At 33.7% G+C, this 25,896-nt stretch carries 17 protein-coding genes; 10 read left to right on the top strand and 7 right to left on the bottom strand.

The annotated features are described in order from the left end of the window. Window positions 1–29: 29 nt before the first annotated feature. From QL232_RS05350 to QL232_RS05340, 3 genes are read right to left on the bottom strand one after another with little or no spacing between them, the layout of a single operon-like run. Entirely contained in the window at window positions 30–2,075 is a 2,046-nt protein-coding gene (locus QL232_RS05350) for a hypothetical protein (protein WP_281613357.1), read from the bottom strand. A gap of 49 nt (window positions 2,076–2,124) precedes the next feature. Continuing rightward, a complete protein-coding gene (locus tag QL232_RS05345; RefSeq protein ID WP_281613356.1) occupies window positions 2,125–4,053 on the bottom strand; it encodes a DUF3857 domain-containing protein in 1,929 nt (642 codons plus the stop codon). Beyond that, complete coding sequence (locus QL232_RS05340; protein WP_281613355.1) at window positions 4,050–6,074, bottom strand: DUF3858 domain-containing protein; 2,025 nt, start codon at window positions 6,072–6,074, stop codon at window positions 4,050–4,052. The genes QL232_RS05345 and QL232_RS05340 overlap by 4 nt, the downstream gene beginning before the upstream one ends. 111 nt (window positions 6,075–6,185) lie before the next feature. On the opposite strand from QL232_RS05340, the gene QL232_RS05335 reads away from it, so the two are divergent. The 4 genes from QL232_RS05335 (at window position 6,186) to QL232_RS05320 (ending at window position 10,561) form a co-directional block, all read left to right on the top strand. Beyond that, entirely contained in the window at window positions 6,186–6,548 is a 363-nt protein-coding gene (locus tag QL232_RS05335; protein ID WP_281613354.1) for a CoA-binding protein, read from the top strand. 3 nt (window positions 6,549–6,551) lie between these two features. Continuing rightward, entirely contained in the window at window positions 6,552–7,454 is a 903-nt protein-coding gene (locus QL232_RS05330; protein ID WP_281613353.1) for a histone deacetylase, read from the top strand. Between the two features lie 270 nt (window positions 7,455–7,724). After that, window positions 7,725–9,419 carry a Na/Pi cotransporter family protein gene (locus QL232_RS05325; RefSeq protein ID WP_281613352.1) on the top strand — a complete coding sequence of 565 codons (1,695 nt, stop codon included), beginning with the start codon at window positions 7,725–7,727 and terminating at the stop codon, window positions 9,417–9,419. A gap of 182 nt (window positions 9,420–9,601) precedes the next feature. Beyond that, window positions 9,602–10,561, top strand: a complete 960-nt coding sequence (locus QL232_RS05320; protein ID WP_168880412.1) for an acetyl-CoA carboxylase carboxyltransferase subunit alpha — start codon at window positions 9,602–9,604, stop codon at window positions 10,559–10,561. Window positions 10,562–10,615: 54 nt separating this feature from the next. On the opposite strand, the gene QL232_RS05315 is transcribed toward QL232_RS05320, so the two are convergent. Both QL232_RS05315 and QL232_RS05310 read right to left on the bottom strand, forming a co-directional pair. Next, the gene (locus QL232_RS05315) at window positions 10,616–12,613 is read right to left on the bottom strand and encodes a hypothetical protein (protein ID WP_281613351.1); all 1,998 of its coding nucleotides are present in this window, start codon (window positions 12,611–12,613) and stop codon (window positions 10,616–10,618) included. 1 nt (window position 12,614) lies between these two features. Then, window positions 12,615–13,409 carry a hypothetical protein gene (locus tag QL232_RS05310; RefSeq protein WP_281613350.1) on the bottom strand — a complete coding sequence of 265 codons (795 nt, stop codon included), beginning with the start codon at window positions 13,407–13,409 and terminating at the stop codon, window positions 12,615–12,617. A 343-nt stretch (window positions 13,410–13,752) separates the two neighbouring features. Between QL232_RS05310 and QL232_RS05305 the strand changes: the two genes are divergently transcribed. The 4 genes from QL232_RS05305 (at window position 13,753) to QL232_RS05290 (ending at window position 17,882) form a co-directional block, all read left to right on the top strand. Then, complete coding sequence (locus QL232_RS05305; RefSeq protein ID WP_281613349.1) at window positions 13,753–14,937, top strand: asparagine synthetase B; 1,185 nt, start codon at window positions 13,753–13,755, stop codon at window positions 14,935–14,937. Then, complete coding sequence (locus tag QL232_RS05300) at window positions 14,937–16,067, top strand: glycosyltransferase (protein ID WP_168880408.1); 1,131 nt, start codon at window positions 14,937–14,939, stop codon at window positions 16,065–16,067. The genes QL232_RS05305 and QL232_RS05300 overlap by 1 nt, the downstream gene beginning before the upstream one ends. Beyond that, window positions 16,058–16,663: a sigma-70 family RNA polymerase sigma factor gene (locus tag QL232_RS05295; RefSeq protein WP_168880407.1), complete on the top strand. Its 606-nt coding sequence runs from the start codon at window positions 16,058–16,060 to the stop codon at window positions 16,661–16,663. The genes QL232_RS05300 and QL232_RS05295 overlap by 10 nt, the downstream gene beginning before the upstream one ends. A gap of 214 nt (window positions 16,664–16,877) precedes the next feature. After that, complete coding sequence (locus tag QL232_RS05290) at window positions 16,878–17,882, top strand: aspartate-semialdehyde dehydrogenase (protein ID WP_168880406.1); 1,005 nt, start codon at window positions 16,878–16,880, stop codon at window positions 17,880–17,882. Between the two features lie 86 nt (window positions 17,883–17,968). On the opposite strand, the gene QL232_RS05285 is transcribed toward QL232_RS05290, so the two are convergent. Beyond that, window positions 17,969–19,228, bottom strand: coding sequence for a hypothetical protein (locus QL232_RS05285; RefSeq protein ID WP_281613348.1), 1,260 nt, complete (start codon window positions 19,226–19,228; stop codon window positions 17,969–17,971). Between the two features lie 403 nt (window positions 19,229–19,631). On the opposite strand from QL232_RS05285, the gene QL232_RS05280 reads away from it, so the two are divergent. Continuing rightward, window positions 19,632–20,813 carry a Na+/H+ antiporter NhaC family protein gene (locus QL232_RS05280; protein WP_348646718.1) on the top strand — a complete coding sequence of 394 codons (1,182 nt, stop codon included), beginning with the start codon at window positions 19,632–19,634 and terminating at the stop codon, window positions 20,811–20,813. A 47-nt stretch (window positions 20,814–20,860) separates the two neighbouring features. On the opposite strand, the gene QL232_RS05275 is transcribed toward QL232_RS05280, so the two are convergent. Then, complete coding sequence (locus tag QL232_RS05275) at window positions 20,861–22,465, bottom strand: tetratricopeptide repeat protein (protein WP_281613347.1); 1,605 nt, start codon at window positions 22,463–22,465, stop codon at window positions 20,861–20,863. Between the two features lie 259 nt (window positions 22,466–22,724). Between QL232_RS05275 and QL232_RS05270 the strand changes: the two genes are divergently transcribed. Then, window positions 22,725–25,895 carry a DUF1553 domain-containing protein gene (locus QL232_RS05270; protein ID WP_281613346.1) on the top strand — a complete coding sequence of 1,057 codons (3,171 nt, stop codon included), beginning with the start codon at window positions 22,725–22,727 and terminating at the stop codon, window positions 25,893–25,895. The last annotated feature ends 1 nt before the right edge of the window (window position 25,896 follow it).

Raw genomic sequence — 25,896 nt, 5'->3', positions numbered from 1 at the left:
AACTGATCATGTATCAGTTGGCCTTTTTTTTACATCTCGTTTTTAACTAATAAAACAGGCGATGTATGGAATTTATAAATTTGATCAAAGAAGTTTTTTAAGAGTGAATACTCATCTGGAGAAAAAACTATCTTTTTGATTTCTAAATCAAACAAAATCATAAATGAACGATCTGATGTTTGAGTAATTACATACTTTAATTTCCCACTATTCCCCGGCATCCTCACTATCTGAGGTTTTGGTAATTCTTTAATTGCTAAATTATCCGGTATTTCTACTTGAATCATGTATTTCCTCTTTACACCATATGGCAACTCAACTGGGTACCTTCTAGTTTCTTGAGTAAAAGGATTTTTACTAGTTTCAATCATTACCATTGGGTTAAACACCAATTGCCCACCTACATCCTCAATACATTTTTCGAGATTAAATTTATAGATCTCTTTTATAGAAGAGTTTAAACTTTTAGCACCTTCTCTTTCATAACTCTCTACAGTTAACCCTTCTAACTGATTTTCTTTTTCCTCAAGATAAGTCTCCTCTGATTTCGATAAATGTTTATTCCTCCAATTGATAGCATCATACCCTTTATACGAAACTGTAAAATCACATATTGCCGATAGATCTCTATTAATACTTACTCGCGATTGTATTGATTTATATTCTAATGAAGTTGGTTCTATAGAAAGAAGCTTACCATCTAAATTTTGATTTTTTGATAAGATCACCCCTTGGTAGTTCAAAGCTCTAAGAGGTAAAACACCAAAAGGATGACTTTTTGTTGTTGCATCTAATAGAATATATTTTCCATCAATATTAATTGCAGCTAAAACATAATTCAAACGATTAATTTCAGCTTCATCAGGTGTGATCATAGTATAACCTCTCGTTGATGAAAAAACTGCAATTGTAGGAACATTTAGATATTCCAAAGCAGCAAAAAGCATCAAGTTAATCTCTGCAACATTACCCCTTCGATCTAGATAGGCTTTTCTCGTACCTCCATCATGACAATAAACTGACAATTCTTTATTCCAATTCATTCTCTTTGATATAATATCATATGCTAGTTTAGCTCTTTCAAGGTGATCTGGAGTCTTATTTTTTATGGCATCCAACCTTTCTTTCATAAAACCAACCCTATGCATCTGATCACCTACTCTCGAATGTAAATTCAGAACCTTTACAACCCCTGTCCAAGAATTCGAATGATAATCCTGTTTATTATTCGCACTAAATAATTCAAACTTCAATCTTGCTAAATAATCTTGAGGTGAAGTCATAAATGGTTCTTCTTTAAACGCAGGAACTTGTTCTACTCTCCATCTTCTTACATTATAATTCTGTATATACTCGTCATTTGTTGTTTTTACGAGAGTTAAACTTTGAAGAGATGTATTATCTTTAGTTCGAAGGTTGAATGTCTTTGATGAACCTGTTGAAGGCAATTCTTTTATAGGAAAGTATCTAGAGTTCACTACTTTATATTTCATACTTTCTGGTATTTCCATTGAGAAAGCACTCATTAAAACTGGAATTTCTCGTTGAACTTCCCAATTATCAATATGGCTTAAAAACTCTGAATTTTTATTGTAAAATAACTCGATAACACAGCCTTCTCTTAAACGAGGAAAGGTAACTTTATAAAAACCTTTAGTTTTAGAATGTCTTAAAATTCGAACATCACTTTGATCAATTTTTTTCTTGACTACTTTACCTTTTTCTAGATAATAAATAGCTCCTTTTATAGAGTTGATTACTTCATCAGTACCTTTATACTTATAATACGGTAACTTGATATTCCCTAAATAGAATGCCTCTTTATTAAAAACTTTGATCCTCAAATGACGTTTGGTTCTGATGATCCATGAATTATTTTCAATATCAAAAGTTAGCCACCCCATATCACCAATAACTAATGCATTGGCAGTAGAATCTTTGTCATAGCTCTTTAACGCTAATAACTCTTTTGAGACCTTTCCATATGTCAGCTTTTTAGGTACTTTCTGACCATAAGATTGTTGAGTAAAAATGATAGCAATTGCGATAATAAGACAGAATACACTGTTTTTCATAGTAAGTTTAAATAGTAATAATAGAATTGTAAAAAATTAATTGAGAACTTTAATTATCCAAACTCTGTTCATTTTTCTCTACTCTACTAATCCAGAATTTCTGATGATCATTTGACAACACTTTCTTCCAAAATAGATAATATTGAGAGTATAATTCAGCAGGGTAGATTCCTTTATTCATTGTCAAAATACGAAGTACTTTGATCTGTTGTTCATTTACTTTTTCAAAAGATAATCGGTACTTACCAAAGTCTTTATCAATAAATATATCTGCAGGCATCTCTTTTAGTTCAACACCTTCAGTCAAATTAAAATATAGAGTATCAGAGTCTGTATAAGGGTATTTAATCTCAAATGGCTGAGTTCTTGATCTATACCTTTTAGGTAAACTATACTCATCTGCATAAGGATAAATAGGATACATTCCTCCCTCTTCAAAGGTCTTCGCATATTCATTCACTTGAAGTAGAAAATCAACATCCACAGAAGGTAATGGGTATTGTTTATTAAGTTCAATATTTAAATGAATAAGCTCAGAAGTCATCAAACCATACCTTTTCAGAAATGTTTCTCTTCTTTCTTTTTCTGTCAGTTTAACCCAATAGCTAAATCGATCATACTGATAACCTTTTGCTTTTGCGACAGTTTCTAATGATGCCGAGGATAAGTTTGTACCTGATACATTAATCTTAGTAGATCTTTCAAAAGAATTATCATCAGATAAATAATTAGTAGTATTTACTAGGTGTGATTGTCCCTTATCTATTAATAACGCCTTTCTATTTCCAGTAAAATCTCCCAAATAGCCAAAAGGTGCTGACTGACTTGTACATTCAAGCCATACTGTATCTTGGTCTATCTCAGGTAAACATAAAATAACATGATTGAACTGAGAGCTAATAAAAGACTCTTTGATAGAATAATTACTGTCTCCCGCCTTTACCAATGCATAGTGACTTTTTACTCCAACAGCTTTCATCAAAGAATGTGTATAAAAAGATAGTGCTTTACAATCTCCATAACTCTTCTCATCAACCAATGATGCTTTCATAGGTTGGAAGCCTCCAATACCTAATTGAATACTTACATATCGAACTTTATCCTGAACATACTGATACACAATTTGAGCTTTCTCAAGGTTTGTTGAGGCTTTTGATGTTAAAGCTCTTATTTCTGTAATCGTTGATGCTGGTAAATCATCAGACTCTTCGTTTAAACCTACTATCCATTCTCCAAAAGACGACCAACTATCTAGTTCACCTTTTGTATTTTCATAAGTAAAGGTTCTTGGTGCAATTTTTACTCTTGGGAAGTTTGAGATTAGGCTAGGAGCCAACTTTTCTCGCCCTTTTATAGATGATACATTTTCAATTTTCCATTCATGGACAGTTCTTCCATTTACCAAAGACACATTATGTTTGTTCACATGTTGCGAATCTATTTGTAAAGGAAAATCCTGGGGTGTATGTACTTCAAAAGTGGATTGGAGCACTGATAAGTTTTCACCTGCCATTGGGCTCCAAGAAGGATAAATAAATAATCCATCGAATTCTTGCTCATAGGAAAACTCAACGATAGTAGGAAAAGTAGTAATCTCAGGATCTACATATTTTATTCGATCATCTTCAAAAACAGAAAAGTTACTCACATAGCTAACATCTTTTATTTCAGATGACTTAAACTTTCGAGCTTTTTTTTCTCCAGGTCCTAAAGTCTTAACTTCAAATTCCTTTATTGGAGTTAAAGGGTCGTAAGGAGTTCCCATTACACTATACTTTTTTCCTGATTTATTTAAAATCATCACTTTCATGGTTTGCTGAAATACAGCATGACCATCATCGATGATATTAAACACCTGTCGATCTTCTAAAATTATAGCATTAGCATTTTTTTTAAGTTCCTCAGTAATTTTCTCCTGACCATTTGCACTAATTGAAAATATGATCAAAGGAACAATTAAAAATATTTTTCTTATCATTCTACTGCTCTTTTAGAAATCATAATAGGATTAGTTTCAAACTGATAAATTTTATCGAAGAACGATTTCAGTATTCCATATTCTGTAGGTAGAAATACTTGTTTCTGAATTTTTAGATCGAAAATGACAATAATTTTATCTCCAGATTGTTGTACGCTATAACGTAATTTACCCGCATTCTCTGGTAGCTTCATGATGATGGGTTTTGGCACTTCACTTACAACATATCCCTTAGGAAGTTGAGTTTCTATCATAAACTTTCTAGCAATAGGAAAAGGGAATTCAATAGGATATTTTCTAGCTTCTTGAGTAAAGGGATTTTTACTTTTTTCTATCATTTGCATAGGGTTATAAAACAACTTATCCCCTACTTTTTCCACAACACTTTCGAATGTCACCTTAAAGTTTTCTTTACCGAAATCGTTTATTTTATCTTTATTTTCATTTGAATATTCATCTATCAAAACATTACTATGTTTCTCCTCAATTTTTGTAAGGTACTCTTCCTCCTCTGGCTCCTTGACTAACTTTTTTCTCCAACGATAAGCTCCGTATCCTTTATAAGTATATATTACCTCTGCATTTGCTGAGAAATCATCACCAATTACAATACTGCTTCTAACAGATTCATAATCTGTATTACTTGGTTTGATATTGATGAACTCACCATTAACATGAGAGTTATCACTCATCACAACACCTTGATAACTGAGTGCTCTTTTTGGTAACATTCCAAAAGAAAGTAGTTTATCCGTAGCGTCTAAAAGTATAATCTTGTCATTAATATTCACACAAGCCAATACATAGTTTAATTGTGTCATTTTTGGGCTACTCCTAACAATCTTCCCATAATTACGAGTACTAGTAAATAGAGGTACTGCTGCAACATCCAGCTCTTGTAAAGCAGCAACAAGCATTAAATTAATATCAGCGGAACTACCTTTCTTCTCGAGAAAAGGTTTTTTCAAACCATCCTTTGAATAAATCGTTGCTTTACCATCCCACATCATACGGTTTTTTACTAATTCAAAAGCTAAAAATGCTCTTTGCATTGGATCTTCAGTCTCGGACTTAATTGCTTCCAACTGAGCTTTCATGTAAGAAGTTCTTCCTAGTTGTCCTCCTACACTAACGGAAGTTCTCAGTTCATTCATTACTTTCTTCCAAGAAGATGAATGAAATTCTCGATCATAGTTCGAGCTTAGCAACTCAAACTCTAAACGACCTAAATAGTCATGAGGAGAAGTCATAAATGGCTCTTCTTTAAATGCCGGAACATATTCTGCTCTCCATTTCCTTACTGTAATATCTTCATCGAAAGTGTGCAACTCAGGTCTGCCTCCATCTGGTGGAGTAATTCTTAAATTAAATGTTTTTTGATTTCTTCCAGACTGCAACTCTGGGATGGTATAATATCTTGAATTAGTTACCTGATATTTAAAATATTCAGGAATTTCCATATTGTAGCTACTGAACAAAACAGGTATTTCTCTTTGTACATCCCAATCATTAATGTTATATGTAAACTCAGATTGATGAACATAAGTATATTCAAATACACAACCTTCCTTTAAATTCGGAAATGTAATTTTATAAACTCCATGGTTTTTATCTATTTCTTCTTTGATAACATCATCTCCAGAAATCTTTTCTTTAACGATTTTTCCATTCTCTAATGAGTATATAGCACCTTTTATATTTGTTACTTTTTCTTCAGAGTTTTTCGCCATATAATAAGGAATTGATATATCTCCTTGATCATAACCTTCCTTATTAAAAACTTTAATTCTTGTGTGGCGTTTAAAATATGTCACCCATTTCCCATCTTTAACATCGAAATATAGTCGGCCGACATCACCAATAACAAAGGCGTTGGCAGTAGAGTCTTTTTCATAGGTTTTGAGTTTCAACATCTCTTCAGAAACCTTACCGTATGACATTTTCTTCGGAACTTCTTGGGCAATGAGACTGACACATGAAATCAAGATCACATAGTATGATCTAATTAGTTTTGTTATCATAGTTAATTAGTTTGCTTTGGTGAATAAAAAATTTGAAGAGTTTACTTTTGTTAGTAAATGTAAATTTTATATTCGCAAAATCATAAAAAAACAATTGAATTAAACATCAAAATGAAGAAAACAGTGATTATTGGTGCTACTCCAAATCCTTCTAGATATGCTTTCTTTGCTGCACAGCGATTAACAGAAAATGGTCATGAAATCATCCCATTAGGAATAAAAAAAGGTGAAGTAGGCAATGGTGTAAAAATTATTAATGAAAAGCCACACATTGATAACGTAGACACTGTAACTATGTATGTAGGACCAGGACATCAGGAAAAATGGATGGATTACATTATTTCATTAAAACCGAAAAGAATCATATTCAATCCTGGTACAGAAAATGAAGTCTTTTATGAGAAGCTTCGCCAAGAAAATATCTTCTTCGAGGAAGCTTGTACTTTAGTAATGTTATCTGCAAAAACCTATTAGTGAATGCTGAAGATTGCGTATCACCCTTGCTATGGACATCCCGTTAGGAAAGATCATCGATTTCCGATGGATAAATATCCTCTTCTTATTGAACAATTAAAATATGAAGGTACAATAGAAGAAGATAATATTTTTGCTCCAGTGGAAGTAGAAGAAAAACATATATTGAAGGTACATACACCGGAATACTGGCATAAGCTTAAACATCAAGAAATAAGTTATAAAGAAGAAAGACGTATTGGTCTTCCTATGTCTCCGGCATTAATTAAAAGGGAATTAATTATTACTCAAGGGACAATAGACTGTACTGAATATGCTTTAAAATATGGTGTTGCGATGAATATTGCCGGAGGTACACATCATGCTTATTCAGAACATGGTGAAGGTTTTTGCTTACTTAATGACTTTGCAGTAGCTGCTCAATATTTAATCGACTATAAAGGCTTTGAACGCATCTTAATTCTCGATCTTGATGTACATCAAGGCAATGGTACTGCAGAAATTTTTCAAGATAACAATAAGGTATTCACTTTCAGCATGCATGGCGCAAACAATTACCCTATGCATAAAGAAACGTCAGATCTTGACATCCCATTAGAAGATCAAACAGATGACGCTACTTACTTAAAAATACTCAGACAAAAAATAGAAGAGCTATTTTCTAACATTCAACCACAGTTTGTTTTTTTCCTTTCAGGTGTAGACATTTTAAAAACTGACAAATTAGGAAAACTAGGGATGAGTATGCAAGGTTGTAAGGACAGAGATCAAATGGTCTTTGAAAAGTGTTTTACAGAGAAAGTTCCAGTCGCAGTAAGTATGGGTGGAGGATATTCTCCACAACTAAATTTAATCATAGAAGCTCATGCAAATACCTTCCGAATTGCAAATAATATCTATTTTTAATGGTGTAAATAAGGAACTTATTATGATAATAATTTAGAAAGTGACATTATTGCGTTTCAAAATGAGAAAGTATTCATTTTGGGGGTAAATATTAGTTGGAAAATATTTATTCAAGACTAATAAAATAAGTACTCAGGTTTACATTTATTTTCATCCAAGGTTAACAAATTATTAATTTAACTACTCAACCAAGGGAGATTCGATTGTAATTGAGTTAATTTGTGAGTTCAAAATTCAAGTGAATTTGAGTTCGTAGTATTTACGTTAGATATGGAATTTGGTATTTTTGAGTTTTTACAACTTATTGGATCGCTAGGGCTTTTCATCTACGGGATGAAAATCATGAGTGAAGGTATCCAAAACGTTGCAGGAGATAAAATGAGAAGTATTCTTTCTGCAATGACCTCAAACAGAGTTGCCGGTGTATTTACTGGTTTTCTTATCACTACAATCATTCAATCCTCTTCAGCTACTACTGTAATGGTAGTAAGTTTTGTTAATGCTGGATTATTAAGCTTAACTCAATCTATAGGGGTGATTATGGGGGCCAATGTAGGTACTACAGTTACCGCTTGGATTATCTCAATCTTAGGCTTCAAAGTAAAAATGGCAAAGCTAGCAATGCCAATTATTGCTGTCGCTTTCCCAATGATGTTTGCTAATTCGAAGAAAACAAAAGATTGGGGTAACACATTAGTAGGATTCGCTTTATTATTTATTGGTCTTCAAGAGTTAAAAAACTCTGTTCCAGAATTAAGTCACGAACAACTTTCTTTCTTAGAATCATTTGGTGCTTTAGGTGTATTTGCTCCTGCTGCCTTTGTAGTGGTGGGTACTTTAATTACGATTATCGTACAATCATCATCAGCTGCCATGGCATTAACGCTTGTACTATGTAACCAAGGGGTCATTCCTTTTGATGTTGCTGCAGCAATGGTTTTAGGTGAAAATATTGGTACTACAATTACGGCAAACCTTGCTGCTATTGTTGGTAATACTAATGCAAAACGATCGGCAAGAGCTCACTTAATCTTTAATGTTACAGGTGTATTCTGGATGTTACTGATTTATCCTTTCTTCTTGAAGTTAATCGTATATATAGCTACAAATTACTTTGGAACAGGTGATCCAATGACAGACCCTGAAGCAGTTCCAGTAGCTCTTTCAATCTTCCATACCACATTCAACATTCTGAATACATTTATCATGGTATTCTTTGTACATCAGATTCGTGATATCGTAATCAAGATGGTACCAGAGAAAGAAGATGAAGATGAGTATTCGTTAGAATTTATTTCTGATGGACGACCAATCGCAAACGAAGCTGGTGTTGAGCAAGCTAAAAATGAGATTAAGCGTTTTGGTAAGATTGCAGCAAAACAAACAAATACATGTAGAGCGATGCTTTCTACAAGTAGTGATAATAAAAAAGATAGAAAGAAGTATACTTCTAAGTTGCGTAAATTCGAGGAAAACTCTGATAGAATGCACCACGAGGTAACGATCTTCTTATCTAAAATCTCAAAAGATCAATCACTTTCTTCTTCTCAAATTACTGAGGTGAACAACTTACTAAGAGCTGCTCACGAAATTGAAAGAATTGGTGATATCTATAAAGGGATGACATTTACTATCGAGAAGCGTTACGACGAAAAAATTTGGTTATCTCAAGAGCAAGCCAAAGATTTGGATGACTTCCTTAATATTGTTGATGAAGCATTCGAAGTAATGATGAAAAACCTCGACAGCAAAAATGTAGATCTTGATAGTGCTATTAGTGCTGAGAAAAAGGTAAATGCTAAACGTAAAGAATTGCGTAGAGAACATCTACAACGTTCTAATGAGTTACAAAATGCAGATACAACAGCAGGTCAGATGTTAGCATACAACGACCTTCTAGCTTCAATGGAGAGAATCGGTGATCACATCCTGAACATCTCTGAAGCATTAGCAGGTGTAGCATAATAAAATATATAATACACTAGGAATAAGCCACTTCTATTACAAGAAGTGGCTTTTTTCGTATGATTTAACGATTAAAATATTCCTTTCCGAACTTTATTGTGTATGTTTGCGATCTGAATATTAAATATTTAGTAAACACATTTGTCTACTAAATTCAATTTAACCATTTATATTTCGCAGCAATGGACCAAAATACACTGCTAGATTTCGAGAAACCTATCGCAGAACTCGAAGCGAAACTTGAAGACATGAGAAGCCTTGCATCTCAAAATAACGTAGATGTAAGTACAGCAATAAACGAACTTGAAAGTAAAATTACTCAGTTAAAACAGAGTACTTTTGAAAACCTAACACGTTGGCAAAGAGTACAACTTTCTCGTCATGCTGATCGCCCTTATACACTAGACTACATTTACCAAATTACAGACGACTTCGTTGAATTGCATGGTGACCGTGCTTTCGGTGATGATAAAGCTATGGTTGGTGGTCTTGGTACTATCGCAGGCAAAACTTTTATGCTAATCGGTCAACAGAAAGGACGTAACACGAAGCAACGCCAAATGCGTAACTTCGGTATGGCGAACCCTGAAGGTTACAGAAAAGCACTTCGCTTGATGCAACTTGCAGAGAAATTCCAAAAGCCAATCGTTACTTTCATTGATACTCCAGGTGCATTCCCTGGTATTGAAGCAGAAGAAAGAGGACAAGCGGAAGCTATTGCTCGTAACTTGAAAGAAATGTTCAAGCTTACAGTACCTGTTATCTGTATCGTTATTGGTGAAGGAGCTTCTGGTGGTGCTTTAGGTATCGCTATCGGTGACTCTGTAATGATGTTAGAGAACACTTGGTATTCTGTAATTTCTCCAGAATCTTGTTCTTCGATCCTTTGGAGAAGCTGGGATTACAAAGAGCAAGCTGCAGAAGCATTAAAGCTTACAGCTAAGGATATGGAATCTTTCGGTCTTATCGACAAGATTATTCCTGAACCTCTAGGTGGTGCTCACACAAACCCTCAAGAAATGTTTGATATCATGAAGAAAACAATCCTTGAAGAGGTTGCTGAATTAGAAAAATTAGATACACTTACTTTAAAGAACAACCGTATTGAGAAATTCTCAAAAATGGGTGTTTTCAATGAGTAATTGATCTCTAAACATATAAAAGCGGTAATCCAATCATTTGGCTTACCGCTTTTTTTATATCTTAAGAAACAATTGTACCCCTACTTCTTGAATAGTATTTCCATTTCTACTATTCCAAGTACTTACCACTGATTGTCGATCATTAAATACAGTATAAGCCCACCTTACTTGAATGGAATTACCTCTTCCGAATTTATACTTCATCAATATGTACGACTTCCATCCTATGCCATAATACGGAGGGAATGAATAAGAATACCGTAAATTTTTCTCATAAGCATATAATCTTGTTTCATAACTTGGAGAATAAAACATGGCAATTCTGGTAAAAACACTCCATTTCATTGGGTTATTATAACCTACATCTTGTAAAAACATATAACCAGTTTTCCACTGATCTAATTGATATTGGGTAACAAGCCCTCTAACAGACCAATTCAGAAATTTTGCTACGGCTAACGAGTATTTCAAACTGTATTTTACCCAATGTTCTTGAGTATACTGTTTTACTCGTGATGAATCATTTGCATAGTACCTCCCTTTCTCTTTATAACTACATACAAAATGAATCTGCTGCCCTTTTTTTAGAACATAACTAGTATTCAATTTCCATTCATTTCCTTCTCTACCACCATTATTTAGATAAGTTGAAGAAGGAAACTTAAATACATCAAAGAAAAAAGTCATGTTTAATTTCTTATTAGGATTCACCTTAAACCCCATATAAAAACCTTGTTCATTTGAAACTTGGCTACCTTCGGAAACACTATACGAATATGGTGCTTGATAAGCTACATCATAATCGCGATAAAGTACCGACCAATCGACTCCTTTAAGTAAACCAATAAACAATGAAGTACTAATAGCGTAATTGTTATTTAGATCATTTGCTACTTCAGAAATAAAGTAAAGATTTTTCCAACGATAACTCATGTCTAAACTCATATTGCGAATACTCTGAGTTTCTGCACTTAGTTTTATATCGTGATTTAGATCTTGTTTTGGGGTTGAATAATTTACTTGCATAAAATTAAGGTGAGTAGAAAACGTCTCATTTTTCCACCCTAACCTACCTCCAATTAGCGTTTCTGATAAATTATTTTTCCTGCCAATCAATGTTGAGTCATACAGAACTAAACTATTATTAATCGTAAAATCTTTATCTTTAAAGTTTACATTTAATCGTTTTGATGATAAGAATAGATCTGTGCTTAGGTTTTTGGTAATTTTGATACTTGTTGCCACCCCTCTCATAAACCCAGCATTACTCATAGAAGCATACTCTCTAATTCCATCTTGTCCTCGAATAACGCTTAAAATAGGATCACTTCCTTTCCCTAAAAAATATCCACCACCAAACACCAATCCCTGACCACTAATCATTTGATAATCTCCCAAACAGATCTTAGAAAAGATACCTTTATTATACAATGAAATATGTCCTGATGCATGACTAACCCCATAGCTCCTTTGCTTATGATTCCAAAACCAAATTTCCCCTTCATTATGATCCAAATTGAGAGCAAAACTGTAATCATTCCGTTTTTTCCATTTAAACCGGAGCTGTGATGATAGTGGAACTCCTTGATAATAGTTTTCTGTAAACCCTTTAGAAAGCGGATACTTCATTGTTGTATTAAGCATCAAATAATGTTGATCAGGAGACAACCATCTTTGCTTAACACTCATATTACTTTCATCTATTTTAGCTACATAAATAGCTTTTTTCACTCGCTCTTTCGTTTGAATACTCCAATTGAGACGATCGATTTCATCAACCAAAACGAATTTCCCAAACTTCTTCCTATAATTAGTGAGAACTTCTACTTCATCATAAGTTAAAGCCAGAATTACTTGAGCATCACTAAGTGATAGCTTATTTATGTTTTTAGGATGATGAAAAAGTTCTAGCCAATAATCTATTTCTCTTTGACTCATGAGCTCAAGTTGTTCATCGCTAAATACTTTAGACAAAAGTTGCTCATCTTCTATCATTTGGGCTATACAGATGTTCATTAATAAAAGAAAGAGAATCGTTAAGTTAGTTTTCATTTTACTTGTGATGTAAGTGGTAAGCTAAGGAGAATTGATGAGACCAATCCAAAACATCATCGGTAATAAATGCATAATCGAAACTCCAATGAGATAAGTTAACACCTGTACCTATGGTTAAATCCAGAGGAAATAGTTGAATACCTCCCCTTAAAGACACTATTGATGATAATTGATAATCCAGACCTGTTTTAAACATTAAATCATAAAATTTCTGCTGTTCAACTGCTGCAATTATTTTTAAAGTGGAATGCGGGATCCATTGTCCTCCGAGAATAAAAAGGGAATTTAAATCTGCTCCAAAGACCCCTTCCTTATAGACTGATTGACTTATATTTTTCATACTCAGACCTAGTGAAAACTTTTCTGTCAAATCTGCCAATACACTAACATTTACTCCATAAGTATATAAAGAAGATATAGATTGTCCCCCTAGCTGATAACCTATAACACCACCACCGAATGAGATAATTCCTATTTTATGGGCAATTCCAAAATGTAATTCATGTTCAGACAAATCAGTATTGCCATGTCGAACAAGTCCAAATGATGTTGAAAAATTTGAAAAAGGAATTACTGTTGCAAGAGCAAATGATGAGATATCCTGAAACTGGAATTGATGAGTTAAACCAACGCCAAACTCTTTTACATTTACAGAGGAGGAGGCATCATTCACAGCAGACCATACATTATTTGAAAACAAGGGTATATTTCCTCTTCCTAACAGAGCTGCACCGGAAGTCATTGTCGTTTTTGACGGTTGTGGAATTTGAGCGTTAGCAATAATAGTAAACACCAAACATAGAAGAATGGTTAGTTTTTTAGTTTTCATAATTAGCTAATGAGATGAATCGTTAATAAAAAATTTTAGTTCGCTGATTCTAAGTTACTGATTTTTAATATTTTTAAGTGTAATAGATGAAAATTTATACTAAAATCTTACAATCTTGCTGAAATGAATTGCATTTTACCGCCTCATGATTGAACTTAGATAACTCAATTCATCAACATGCTCAGTAATTTGAAGCATATCAAGAAAGCCTAAATTATTCTCGATGAGAAAAAAGATCAACAATATATTTTTTTGGTTTCTACTATTAATCAGCTTTTCGGTACATGCCAATTATATATTAGTACCTATGGATAACACCCAAACCAATCATTTAAAAGCATATGGTATTACGTATTGGGTTTTACAAAAAGATGTGGAAGCAGAATGGCTACTAAACTTCAGAGGAGGAAGTTTCCTTTTCAAATATGCACAGGATTTCGAAAACGAAATGATTGTTAGAGGGGTAAGCTATGAAGTAATTTCAGATGCTCAAGCCGTACAAATAAAAAGAGAGATTGAACACCCTGAAGCGAATATGGATATTATGCGTTTGGATGTTCCACCAAAAATTGCGGTATATTCTCCTCCATCGAAAATGCCTTGGGATGATGCGGTTACATTAGTTTTAACCTATGCCGAAATCCCCTACGATGTCGTTTTTGATGATGAAGTAATTGCGGATCTATTACCAAAATATGATTGGTTACACCTACATCATGAAGATTTTACCGGACAATATGGTAAGTTCTTTAGAGCATATGGTAGACAAAAGTGGTATATCGATAACCAAAAGAAATTTGAAGCTTCAGCTCATAAACATGGTTTTGAAAAAGTATCTCAATTAAAATTAGCTGTAGCTAAAAAAATTAGAGATTTCACAGCTGGTGGTGGATTCCTTTTTGCTATGTGTTCCGCTACAGATACCTATGACATCTCACTTTCTGCTGAAGGAGTAGATATTTGTGATTTTATGTATGATGGTGATCCACCAGATCCCCATGCACAATCAAAATTAGACTTTAGTAAAACATTTGCTTTTAAAGACTTCCGTCTATATATGGATCCATACAAATACGAGTATTCAAATATTGATAATCAGTATTATGAAAGAGGGTTAACGGAAGCCAACGACTTCTTTAAGCTTTTCTCGTTTTCAGCTAAATGGGATCCTATTCCAACGATGTTAACACAAAATCATGAACAAAACATCAAAGGCTTTATGGGGCAAACTACTGCCTTTAAAAAACAATTAGTTAAGTCGAATGTGATTGTTATGGGTGAAACAGCAGAAGCCAATGAAGTAAGGTATATTCATGGTACTTATGGTAAAGGAACGTGGACATTTTACGGTGGACATGATCCAGAAGATTATCAGCACTTAGTTGGTGAAGAACCTACCGACTTAAACCTTCATCCTAATTCTCCTGGGTACCGACTCATCCTTAATAATATCCTATTCCCTGCCGCTAAGAAAAAGAAGCAAAAAACCTGATGCTGAATCTATTTTCGCTTTTTTCTATTACTGAATGGAATATCATTTATTTTCTTCTTGCCTTACCACAGTTGGTATTTTGGGGAATTATCGCTCCTATCCGACTTTGGAAAAAGGAAAATAATGTTGAATTTTCATCATTTCCTGTCAGTGTAATAATTGCTGCAAAAAATGAAGAAAACAACTTACCCCTCCTGTTAGATAAACTTTTACAACAAGAGTATTCAGATTTTGAAATTGTGATTGTCAACGACCGTTCTACAGATTGTACGGAGAACATCATCAAGCAATATCAACATCATCATAAAAATATTGTTGCTGTAAACATAAAAGAGATTGAGGATGGAATAAGTCCAAAAAAGAATGCTATTACTAAGGGAATAGAAAAGGCAAAACATAAACACCTACTCTTTATCGATGCAGATTGTATTCCTGTATCCAACCAATGGATTCAACGTCTATCATCTACATTAGCTCATAAAGAGCTTGTTTTAGGTGTAGGAATGTACAAATGCGACAATCATTCTTGGGTTCAACAATTTACCCTATTTGAGACTATTCTGACCGCAATTGGATATGTTTCTTTTTCAAATATTGGGGTAAATTACATGGGTGTTGGAAGAAATATGGGATATTGTAAAGATTTATTCATTCGAAACAATGGTTTTGAAAAACATAAATCTGTGATGAGTGGTGACGATGACCTCTTTATCAATCAAGTGGCTAACTCCCATAATACTCAAGCAATTACCTATCCTGACAGTATCACAATGAGTACTCCTCCTAAAGATTGGAAGAGCTGGTTTAGACAAAAAAATAGACATGCAGGTGCTGGATACCATTATAATTTTTCAAATAAATTAATTTTAGGTACACTTAGCACTTCTCACATAGCAGTATATTTTATATATTTACTATTAGTACCACAAAGTATGGCAAATTTATTGTTCATACCTATGCTGCTAATTATACGTATTTTGCTCGTCACTTTATGCTTTTGCAAATTCTGCTCGGTCACTAAAACCAAGTACAAGTGGTGGCAAATAACTATTATGGACTTAATGCTTATTGCATATCAAATAATTATAGGAGTATCCTCAGTGATCTCAAAGCGAAACACATGGATTTAGACAGACAGTTTTCCCAAAAAGCGCTAGAAGATTTTAAATTAATAGACGAAGCGATTGCTGGTAATGAACAAGCTTATGCAAAGCTAATGAGTCGTTACCGTAAATCGGTATACCATACGATCTTGAAAATGGTTAGAAATGTGGATGACGCAGAAGATCTAACCATTGAAGCCTTCGCTAAAGCATTTAAAAATCTATCAAAGTTTAAAAAAGACTATACTTTTAGTACGTGGCTCTTCAGAATTGGCTCTAATAACGCTATTGATTTTATCCGTAAAAAGAAATTAGAAACATATTCTATTGATGCTGAAGTAACCAATAAAGATGGTGATACCATGAGTATGAATATTCAAGACTCAGGGTTGACTCCACATGAAGAAGCAATCAAAAAACAAAAGATTCAGATTGTACATGAATTTGTGAGTCTTTTACCTCCAAAATATCAGAGACTTGTAAAACTGAGATATTTTGAAGAAAAATCTTACGATGAGATTGCTGCTGAATTGGATGCTCCACTAGGTACTATCAAAGCACAGCTACACAGAGCAAGAGAGTTACTGTATGACTTAGCAAAGAATAGTAAAAACGTTCTTTAATTAAGTAAAGAAATTCAGATATAAGCTCAGCATCAATCTAGTTAAATAGATTGATGCTGTTTTGTATATAACAAACTGTGTTATTATTGTATAAATCAGTTACATTAATAACATATTTAAATTAGATTATTTAGTTTTACAGCTATAATCTAATTCTAGAGTTAAACACTCAAGCGATTATTTTCAAACAAACCAACACAATCAAGCACTAATTATGAAATTAGCAGTAGTAGGCGCAACAGGACTTGTGGGAGAGCAAATCCTAAATGTTATCAAAGAAAGAAATTTCCATTTCGATGAGTTATTATTAGTGGCTTCTGCAAGATCTGCAGGTAAAAAGTTCACTTATGATGGAAAAGAATATACAGTTGTAACTGCTGAAGAAGCAATTGCCCAAAAGCCTGATATTGCTATTTTCTCAGCAGGTGGAGGAACATCATTAGAATATGCACCAAAGTTTGCAGAAGTTGGATCTACTGTTATTGACAACTCTTCTGCATGGAGAATGGACCCTTCTAAAAAACTGATCGTTCCTGAAGTAAATGCAAAGTCATTAACTAAAGAAGATAAAATTATTGCAAACCCTAACTGTTCAACAATCCAAATGATTGTAGCAATTGGTCCTTTGCATGAAAAATATAAAATTAAGCGTGTTGTAGTTTCTACTTACCAATCAGTTACTGGTTCAGGTAAAGCTGCAGTAGATCAATTATTTGCTGAAAGAGCTGTTTCTGCAGGTCAAGAGCAAGAGGTAAACAAAGTTTATCCACACACAATTGACTTAAACGTTCTTCCTCACATCGATGTATTCCAAGATAATGGATACACTAAAGAGGAGATGAAGATGATCAATGAAACTAAGAAAATCTTAGAAGACGATTCTGTAAAAGTTACTGCTACTACAGTTCGTATTCCTACAGTTGGTGGTCACTCTGAATCAGTAAATATTGAGTTCGAAAACGAGTTCGACGAAGCTGAATTACGTCAGATCCTTGCTGATGCTCCTGGTATCATCATTCAAGACGATCCTGCCAACAATGTATATCCAATGCCGTTGACATCGCATAATAGAGATGAAACATTTGTAGGTCGTATCAGAAGAGACGAAACACAAGAAAAAACTGTAAACATGTGGATTGTAGCTGACAACTTACGTAAAGGTGCAGCAACAAACACTGTACAAATTGCTGAATACTTAGTATCTGCAGGTCTTGTATAAGGAAAAAAGAATCTTTCTGGGTTCTTAAATTAATAGATTCAAAAAAGGCTGAGATGATCATTTGATTATCTCAGCCTTTTTTATATTTATTTATTGGTGATATCGATACTCAAAAAATTCTTTAGAAGAAAAGAAGACTGTTCTAAAAAACTTTCATATACCATAATCCTTTTCTCTTCCACTTCAAGGTCATTGATATTTAAATTCACCTGATGAAGCTTTGATAAATCAGGGTGTATAATTGGAACAAACCCTTGAATAGGATCTGAACTATTAACAAAAAGTCTTAACTGGAATGCTGTACCGTCAGAGATACTTCCTGTCTGCTTATAGCGAGTCCATATTGAATAGGTATCGATATTTTGTGAATTCTGATAAGATAAATTCTCTTTAGGTGTTTTTGAATAAGCATTTACCAAGTTGTCCTCCTCCAAAGTGCTATATGATTTTACTTTTCCTGTATTGATATCATATTCATATGCTGTTATCATATAAACAGTTGAACTTACTTCTTCATAATTATTGATAAAGAGCTTTGGCTCTACATCTGAAAAGATTTTAGGAATGATTAAATCCCCCGTTTCATTCACTTCAAACAACATGCGTAATTCAGCAGATTGATCACCCTTAATAAAATAAGAACGACCGGTTAAACTATTATATCCACTCGTTAACTTGATTTTATCCGTATCAAGTTTTGCTGTTGAAGACTTTAGGTCTTGAGTTGTAAATACAGCTTCTTCTCGTTGGTAGTAAAATAACGGAACGTAGGATTTCTCGTTATTATTACCGTTAACTATTTCCAAATAGGTGGAGTGATCCTCAGATAAATCTCCAGTTACTTCATAAACACGTACCTCAGGATCTTCGCTATATCTCTCAGTTAATAAAAAAGAAGTACTGTTTGATCTAAGCTTTACTTGATAATCATTTGGAACAATAAACCTTCTTCTAATGACCATAGGAGTTTCAACACTATAATTAAATTCCTCTAATTGTACCGATTGAAATAAAAGAAGCGAATGTCGTTCATTAGTACTTTCATTCCAGGTCTGAGTGACTAATGTAACTCGATATACATATTGACCTAGATACTCCTCATCTATCACAATCGGAATCAAATCATAAGACGCATCTGTAAACTCATACAAATCGGATATAATATTACCTTCATAATCCACATAATATAACAATCCTTCACCCCTTTCATCCGCACTACCTGAAGAGACCTTAGGAAGATCCTCTTTCTTTTGATGATAAATAAATGTGGAGGTTTCAGAATCAAAATCAAGAAGATTACATGAACTGAATAGAAAGGCAAATACAATAATTGCTAGATATTTCATTTCGTTTAGTTGATAAGTAAGTTCATTATTGATTTAAACTTAAGTTATTCTATTATTGATCCTAGCTATTGTACTTACTTGAAGTAGAATTGAAGTAGACAAATCGAAAATCAATTATAAAAGAAGTGTCATACAACTTTACTTAATTCATAATTAGGTAGTTATTATACTTTATTACATTAGATTATTTAACAACAAAAACTTAATCGCTTGATCAACATTTAGTAGTTTCGCAATTCGGGCCTATTTGTGTGTGCGTCCGACTATGTATTCTAATGAGAAAAATAAGATAAATTTGGAACAAACAATTACAAAAAAGGGGAATCCCCTCGCATTACTTCCATTGCTAACATTTTTAGTGAGTTATTTGGCAGTGTCAATAATCACTAACGACTTCTACAAAATGCCAGCTACTGTATCTTTCTTACTTGCCTCAGTTGTAGCGTTGGCAATGAATCCAAAAGTTACTTTAAGAGAAAAAATTGCCACTTATACTCAAGGTATGGGACACTCAGACATCATGTTGATGTGTATCATTTTCTTGTTAGCCGGAGCCTTTGGTAGTGTCAGTAAAACAATGGGAGCTATTGACTCTACTGTCAACTTAGCATTAACCTATTTACCAAGTAATTTACTGATTACGGGTCTCTTTATTATTTCGTGTTTTATTTCAATTTCAGTGGGTACTTCAGTGGGTACTATTGTAGCAATTGCCCCAATTGCTGTGGGTATTGCCGAGAAAACTGGCATGCCTGTGGGTATCGGTCTAGGTGCTGTAATTGGAGGTGCAATGTTTGGTGATAACCTTTCTATGATTTCAGATACCACTATTGCTGCTGCTAGAACACAGGGTGTAGAGATGAAAGATAAGTTTAAAGCGAATATTAAGATTGCTGTACCTGCGGCTATAATAACCATATTAATTTACTTGATCACTACGAGTAATATTCACCTTAACTTAGAAGAAAGTTATGAGTACTCTTTTATGAAAGTAGTTCCTTACTTAGTTGTTCTAGTTGGTGCTCTTGCTGGTATTAATGTTCTTATAGTTTTGTTACTAGGAACTGTATTATCTGGTATCATTGGAATTTCTATGGATAGCTTTGATATATGGGGTGTCATTGCAGCCACTTCTCAGGGTTTTATGGGAATGTCTGAAATCATCATTCTTTGTTTAATGATCGGTGGTGTTGTAGCTATCACTCATAAAAATGGAGGTATTGATTACATCATCTATGCGATTACATCTAGAATTAATAGTACCAAAGGTGGTGAGCTAGGTATCGCCTTTTTAATTGTATTTATTGATATGTGTACAGCAAACAATACCATTGCGATAATAATTGGAGGCCCAATAGCTAAAGAGATCAGTACCAAATACAATATTGAACCTAAAAGGGCTGCAAGTATTTTAGATACATTCTCTTGCTTCACACAAGGAATTATCCCTTATGGAGCTCAGATATTGGTTGCTGTAAGTGTAGCCGAAGTGATTACTCCTTTAGGTGTAATACAATACCTTTACTATCCATTTATTTTAGGTATTTGTGCACTAGCATATATTTTCCTGATGAAAAGGAAATAAAAATATTCAAATTCAAGGCTTTCCATCACCCAAATGGAAAGCCTTTTTTATATCGAATTGATAAAATTCGTCAGGTCTATTCCTTTCTGTATACCCAACTTTTTCCTCAATCTATATCTTGATGTAGTGGCACTCTCCGGAGATATACCCAAGAGCTTAGCCATTTCTTTTGCTGAAAAGTTCAGCTTTACTAAGGCACAAACTTTTAAATCATAATTACTAAGCTGAGGAAACTTTGTTTTTAGATTCTCAAAGAACTCTTTATTGGCATTTGTAAAACGATGTTCAAAGTCGAGCCAACTCATATCTTGGTTCACTTTTATTGTATTTATGACGGATTTTAGTTCTTTGGAATTATGTTGCTTCTGTAAAACTTTTAACTTTTCTTTTACAGATGCGAGTACCTCATCTTTTGCAATACTCTGAAGTGTTGACTGAGTAAGTTCTTGGTTTCTAATGGTAAGAATCTTATTCTGCTGTTCTTTTTCCAGCTCTTGTCGTTCATGCATCGCAACTCTCTCCAGTTTATGGTTCTTTTTTAGGCTCTTTATGCGAGAAGCAATTATTACAATAATGAACAATGTGAAAAGAATCAGTAAAGAAATATATAAACAGAGAATCTGCTTATCCTGCTTTATTCTTTGTATTTCTTGAAGAGCTATTACATGTTGTTGTTCCTGCTCTCTCTTTTTATAAGTATCATTTATCTCTAATAAGAACTGATTTGTTAGGCTTTTACTGCTATACAAATATTCCTCTAATCTTGATGCCGCATCCAAATGAATATATGCTTTCTTATGTTCTCCTATTGTGAGATATACATCAGAAAGTGATCGATAAGTATCTGGAACAAAATTGATATGAGACTTTGTTTCAAAAGCATATTTTATTGATTTATGATACATTGATATCGCTAAATCATACTCTTTCAACTTATAAAACAACTCTCCATATAGTGAGTAAAAAACAACCTTATAGGGTTCATTTATTCCTTTATCCAATTCTTTATGAAGCACCATAAACTTTTTGTATGCCTTATCTAATTGATGTTCCAACATCAGGTGATATGCCGCTTCCGCTTCTGCATAAAATCCATCGTAATTCTGCCTTTTTTGAATATGAACACAACTATCTAAATAGATTTTAGCTCTAGTGAGGTTTTCTTCATACCGATAATGAACGGCTATAGTAAAATAATTCGCTCTCAATCTTCCTTGAGCTAAAGTATCGTCCAATCTCCTGTTTATTGACAATGACTTCTTATAATATTTTAGCGCCTGCTGATTCCTGTTGTATAAACTGTATAAAATCCCCATACCATTATACACAGATGCTCTTAAAATTTCATTATCGTTTTGGTCCAATAATGCAAGTGCTGACCAATACGTCGTATAAGCTTTTTGATAATTAACTCTATTGCAATAAATGTCTCCTAGCTCAATCAATATTTCAACTTTTTCATTGGAATCTCGAACCTCTATCAAACGGCTTTCAAGAGCTATCACTTGATCATCATTATATACCTTTTTTAAAACACTTGGTGTTATCAATATATCGTCTGAAAAAATGTTATTCTGTGCAATGAGTAATTGAGAGCTAAGACTAATCATTAAGCAGAATATAAAAAATACCGTCAGTCTATACGTTTTCATTAGAATTGTTCTTGTGTCTAGTCATAAACCAATGATAAGATGCTCTAAACGAATATTCTCTACAATTTTTTTCAGGTAAAAAATCGCTTTGTCTATATCATGTCTATGTAAGAAATGCCTTTCCATATCATTTTCTACTCCATATTGGTTTCACTCAAACTTTCAATACATAAAATTCAATCCTGTTTAAATGATGATAAAGACTCATCTCTACATAATACTATTGATATGTGCTCTTCTTTATTCATGTTCAACTAAAATGCCTGAAAAAGTAAAGAAAGCATATCAAGAAATCCCATATGAATTGGTATTTAACCAAGACATCAAACCTATTCTATCTGATAAATGTTTTGCTTGCCATGGCCCTGATAATGGAAAGATAAAAGGTGGATTACAGCTTCATTCTTTTGAGGCCGCCACAGCAGAATTAAAAGAATCAAAAGGAAAATTTGCCGTTCAACCAGGCGACCCGAACAACAGTGAAATGATCAAAAGGATACTTTCTGAAGATCCCTCTCAAGTCATGCCTACACCAGAATCTCACTTAAGTTTAAGTGATTATGAAAAAGCGGTACTAATAAAATGGGTTGAAGAAGGTGCAAAATATGAACCTCATTGGGCCTTCACTCCTGTATCAAAACCAGAAAATATCCATTCTAACAACAGCAAATGGGAACGTAATTTTATTGATTATTATATCACCAAAAAGCTTAATGAAAAAGGGTTATCTCCAAGTAAGGAAGCTAACAAGCAATTACTTTTACGACGATTATCACTAGACTTAACTGGGTTACCTCCTACAACTGAAGAAATAGAGTATTTTCTCAATGATTCATCTGAAAATGCCTATGAAAAACAAGTGGATCGGTTATTAACTTCTCCCCATTACGGTGAAAAAATGGCTACAGATTGGATGGATGTAGCGCGTTATGCAGATACTCATGGATATCAAATAGATAGATTAAGAGATATGAGCCCTTGGAGAGATTGGGTAATCAAAGCTTTTAATTCTAATAAACCTTATGATGAATTTATTACGGAACAGCTCGCTGGAGATCTATTAAAAGAAGCAACTAAAGAGCAAATATTAGCAACAGGCTTCAATCGTTTACATCCACAAAATGCCGAAGGAGGAATCGTTGATGAAGAATTCAGAGTAGAATATGTAGCAGACCGCACTGCTGTTTTAGGCCAAGGAATTATGGGGATGACCATAGCTTGTGCAAGATGTCATGATCATAAGTATGATCCTATCTCACAGAAAAACTATTATGAGCTGTTTAGCTTTTTCAATAACATCAATGAAACGGGACAAATTTCTTGGGATGCAGGCGATATGCCTGTTCCTACAATGCTTCTTCCTAATGAAGAACAAGAGGAGATTATCAGTTTTCTAAAAAGTGTTTGTGACTCATCGCTATTAGAAAAGCAAACCATCACAAAAGAAGAAATTAAACCTGCTTCACAGTGGATCAAGGATGAAAAGTATCAAGGAATAAGTCAAGGTTCTATCAATCATCAAAAAGTAGCTGAATTTCAATTAAACAATAGTTTAATTAATACACTCAATGGTAAAGTGGGAAAAATGGATCGACAATTTTCTAAAAAAGAGATCCCCAATTTCACCAATGGAAAATATAATAAAGGTTTACTCTTGGATGGTGATGCTTGGATTGACCTTGCCCCAATTGGCATTTATGACAGACATGATCCATTTAGCATTAGTTTATGGATAAAGATTCCTCAAAACTTTAAAGAAGGGGTATTATTCCATAAAAATAAGGCAGTCATGTTACATAGTATGAAGGGGTATACTTTATATGTAAAGGATGAAAAACTACAAGTAATTATGGCTCATACTTATCCTGAAAATGCCATAATTAAAACTTCTAAAAACAAGGTTCCAAAAGATGAGTGGATACATATTACACTAACCAACGACGGTACAAGTAAAGCTAAAGGCGTACAGCTATATGTCAATGGGCTACAACAAGTGATGAATGTAGAACAAGACAACCTCTTCAAAAGTATTATTTTCAATAACTATGAAGATATTATCTATTCGTCTCCTATTGAACCCGGATTACAAATTGGTGCCCGTTGGAGAGGCTTAGGAGCCAAAGGATGTAGCGTAGATCAGATTGAAGTATTCTCAAGAGATATCACCCAATTGGAAATTCTACAGTTATCTGATCTCAAGAAATGGAAACAGTTAATCTGTAAAAAATCATCCCTACTTTCAAAAGAAGAAAGGAAAGTCTTGCAACAGTATTATCTCCAAAGGAAATCAATAAAATTCAATCAAGTCAATAAAAAGTTTTTAGCAAAGCAAAAGCAATTCAACCAAACTAAAGATACACTTCCTGAAGTTATGGTTATGAAAGAAATGGATGAACCAAGGCAAGCATATATTTTAGAAAGAGGTGTGTATGATAATTATGGTGAGAAAGTATACCCCAATACCCCATCAAGTATTCTTGAATTTCCAGATGAATATCCGAGAAATAGACTTGGATTAGCACAATGGTTAACTCATCCCAAACACCCATTGACAGCTCGAGTTGCTGTGAATAGATATTGGCAAAATTTCTTTGGAAAAGGTATTGTTGAAACCACAGAAGATTTTGGCAACCAAGGTAAACTACCTACTCATCCTAAGCTATTAAATCATTTAGCTTATTCATTTATGCAAAATAACTGGGATGTAAAGTCCCTACATAAAACTATGGTTATGTCATCCACCTACCGTCAAAGTAGTATAGGTAATCAGATGCTAAAGGAGAAAGACCCTAATAATGATTGGTTAGCAAGGGGACCTCAATTTAGACTAACTAGTGAAATGATGAGAGACAATGCACTTGCTGCTAGTGGATTAATAAATACAAAAATTGGAGGCAAGAGTGTATTTCCTTACCAACCTGATGGATTATGGTCTATGAATGCCAATAAGTATGAGCAAAGTACTGGAAATGACTTATACAGACGTAGCTTATATACTGTATGGAAACGAACGGTGCCAAACCCTACACAATCTACATTTGACCAACCTGATCGTAGTGAATGCACAGTGCGACGACAGAAAACTAATACTCCACTACAAGCATTGGTTCTATTAAACGATCCTACTTTTATTGAAATATCTCGAAAACTTGGAGAGGAAATTTCAAATCACATCACATTAGACGATGGTATTTCAAAAGTGTATTTAAAACTAACAGGTAAGAACATTTCCTCTACTGAATTAACACTGTTAAAAGAAGTCCATCAAAAAGAAAAGTTGAGATTCTCTAACAATCCCGATAAAATGAAAGGTTGGCTATCCTCAGGTCAATATCAAATTTCAAAAGATGCTGAAGCTCCAACTGTTATCGCAAATGCAATTATAGCGAGCATCATTCTTAATTCTGACGCTACTATTACTAGAAGATAAA

Source organism: Flammeovirga sp. SubArs3, from assembly GCF_947387565.1.
Lineage (GTDB): Bacteria > Bacteroidota > Bacteroidia > Cytophagales > Flammeovirgaceae > Flammeovirga > Flammeovirga agarivorans.
The sequence above is the reverse complement of the archived record's forward strand: the minus strand, read 5'-3'. Positions and strand labels throughout refer to the sequence as shown.

Coding starts and splice junctions, on each gene's coding strand:
- QL232_RS05350 (WP_281613357.1), bottom strand. CDS start 2,075: ATGAAAAACAGTGTATTCTGTCTTATTATCGCAATTGCTATCATTTTT.
- QL232_RS05345 (WP_281613356.1), bottom strand. CDS start 4,053: ATGATAAGAAAAATATTTTTAATTGTTCCTTTGATCATATTTTCAATT.
- QL232_RS05340 (WP_281613355.1), bottom strand. CDS start 6,074: ATGATAACAAAACTAATTAGATCATACTATGTGATCTTGATTTCATGT.
- QL232_RS05335 (WP_281613354.1), top strand. CDS start 6,186: ATGAAGAAAACAGTGATTATTGGTGCTACTCCAAATCCTTCTAGATAT.
- QL232_RS05330 (WP_281613353.1), top strand. CDS start 6,552: ATGCTGAAGATTGCGTATCACCCTTGCTATGGACATCCCGTTAGGAAA.
- QL232_RS05325 (WP_281613352.1), top strand. CDS start 7,725: ATGGAATTTGGTATTTTTGAGTTTTTACAACTTATTGGATCGCTAGGG.
- QL232_RS05320 (WP_168880412.1), top strand. CDS start 9,602: ATGGACCAAAATACACTGCTAGATTTCGAGAAACCTATCGCAGAACTC.
- QL232_RS05315 (WP_281613351.1), bottom strand. CDS start 12,613: ATGAAAACTAACTTAACGATTCTCTTTCTTTTATTAATGAACATCTGT.
- QL232_RS05305 (WP_281613349.1), top strand. CDS start 13,753: ATGGATAACACCCAAACCAATCATTTAAAAGCATATGGTATTACGTAT.
- QL232_RS05300 (WP_168880408.1), top strand. CDS start 14,937: ATGCTGAATCTATTTTCGCTTTTTTCTATTACTGAATGGAATATCATT.
- QL232_RS05295 (WP_168880407.1), top strand. CDS start 16,058: ATGGATTTAGACAGACAGTTTTCCCAAAAAGCGCTAGAAGATTTTAAA.
- QL232_RS05290 (WP_168880406.1), top strand. CDS start 16,878: ATGAAATTAGCAGTAGTAGGCGCAACAGGACTTGTGGGAGAGCAAATC.
- QL232_RS05285 (WP_281613348.1), bottom strand. CDS start 19,228: ATGAAATATCTAGCAATTATTGTATTTGCCTTTCTATTCAGTTCATGT.
- QL232_RS05280 (WP_348646718.1), top strand. CDS start 19,632: ATGCCAGCTACTGTATCTTTCTTACTTGCCTCAGTTGTAGCGTTGGCA.
- QL232_RS05275 (WP_281613347.1), bottom strand. CDS start 22,465: ATGAAAACGTATAGACTGACGGTATTTTTTATATTCTGCTTAATGATT.
- QL232_RS05270 (WP_281613346.1), top strand. CDS start 22,725: ATGCCTGAAAAAGTAAAGAAAGCATATCAAGAAATCCCATATGAATTG.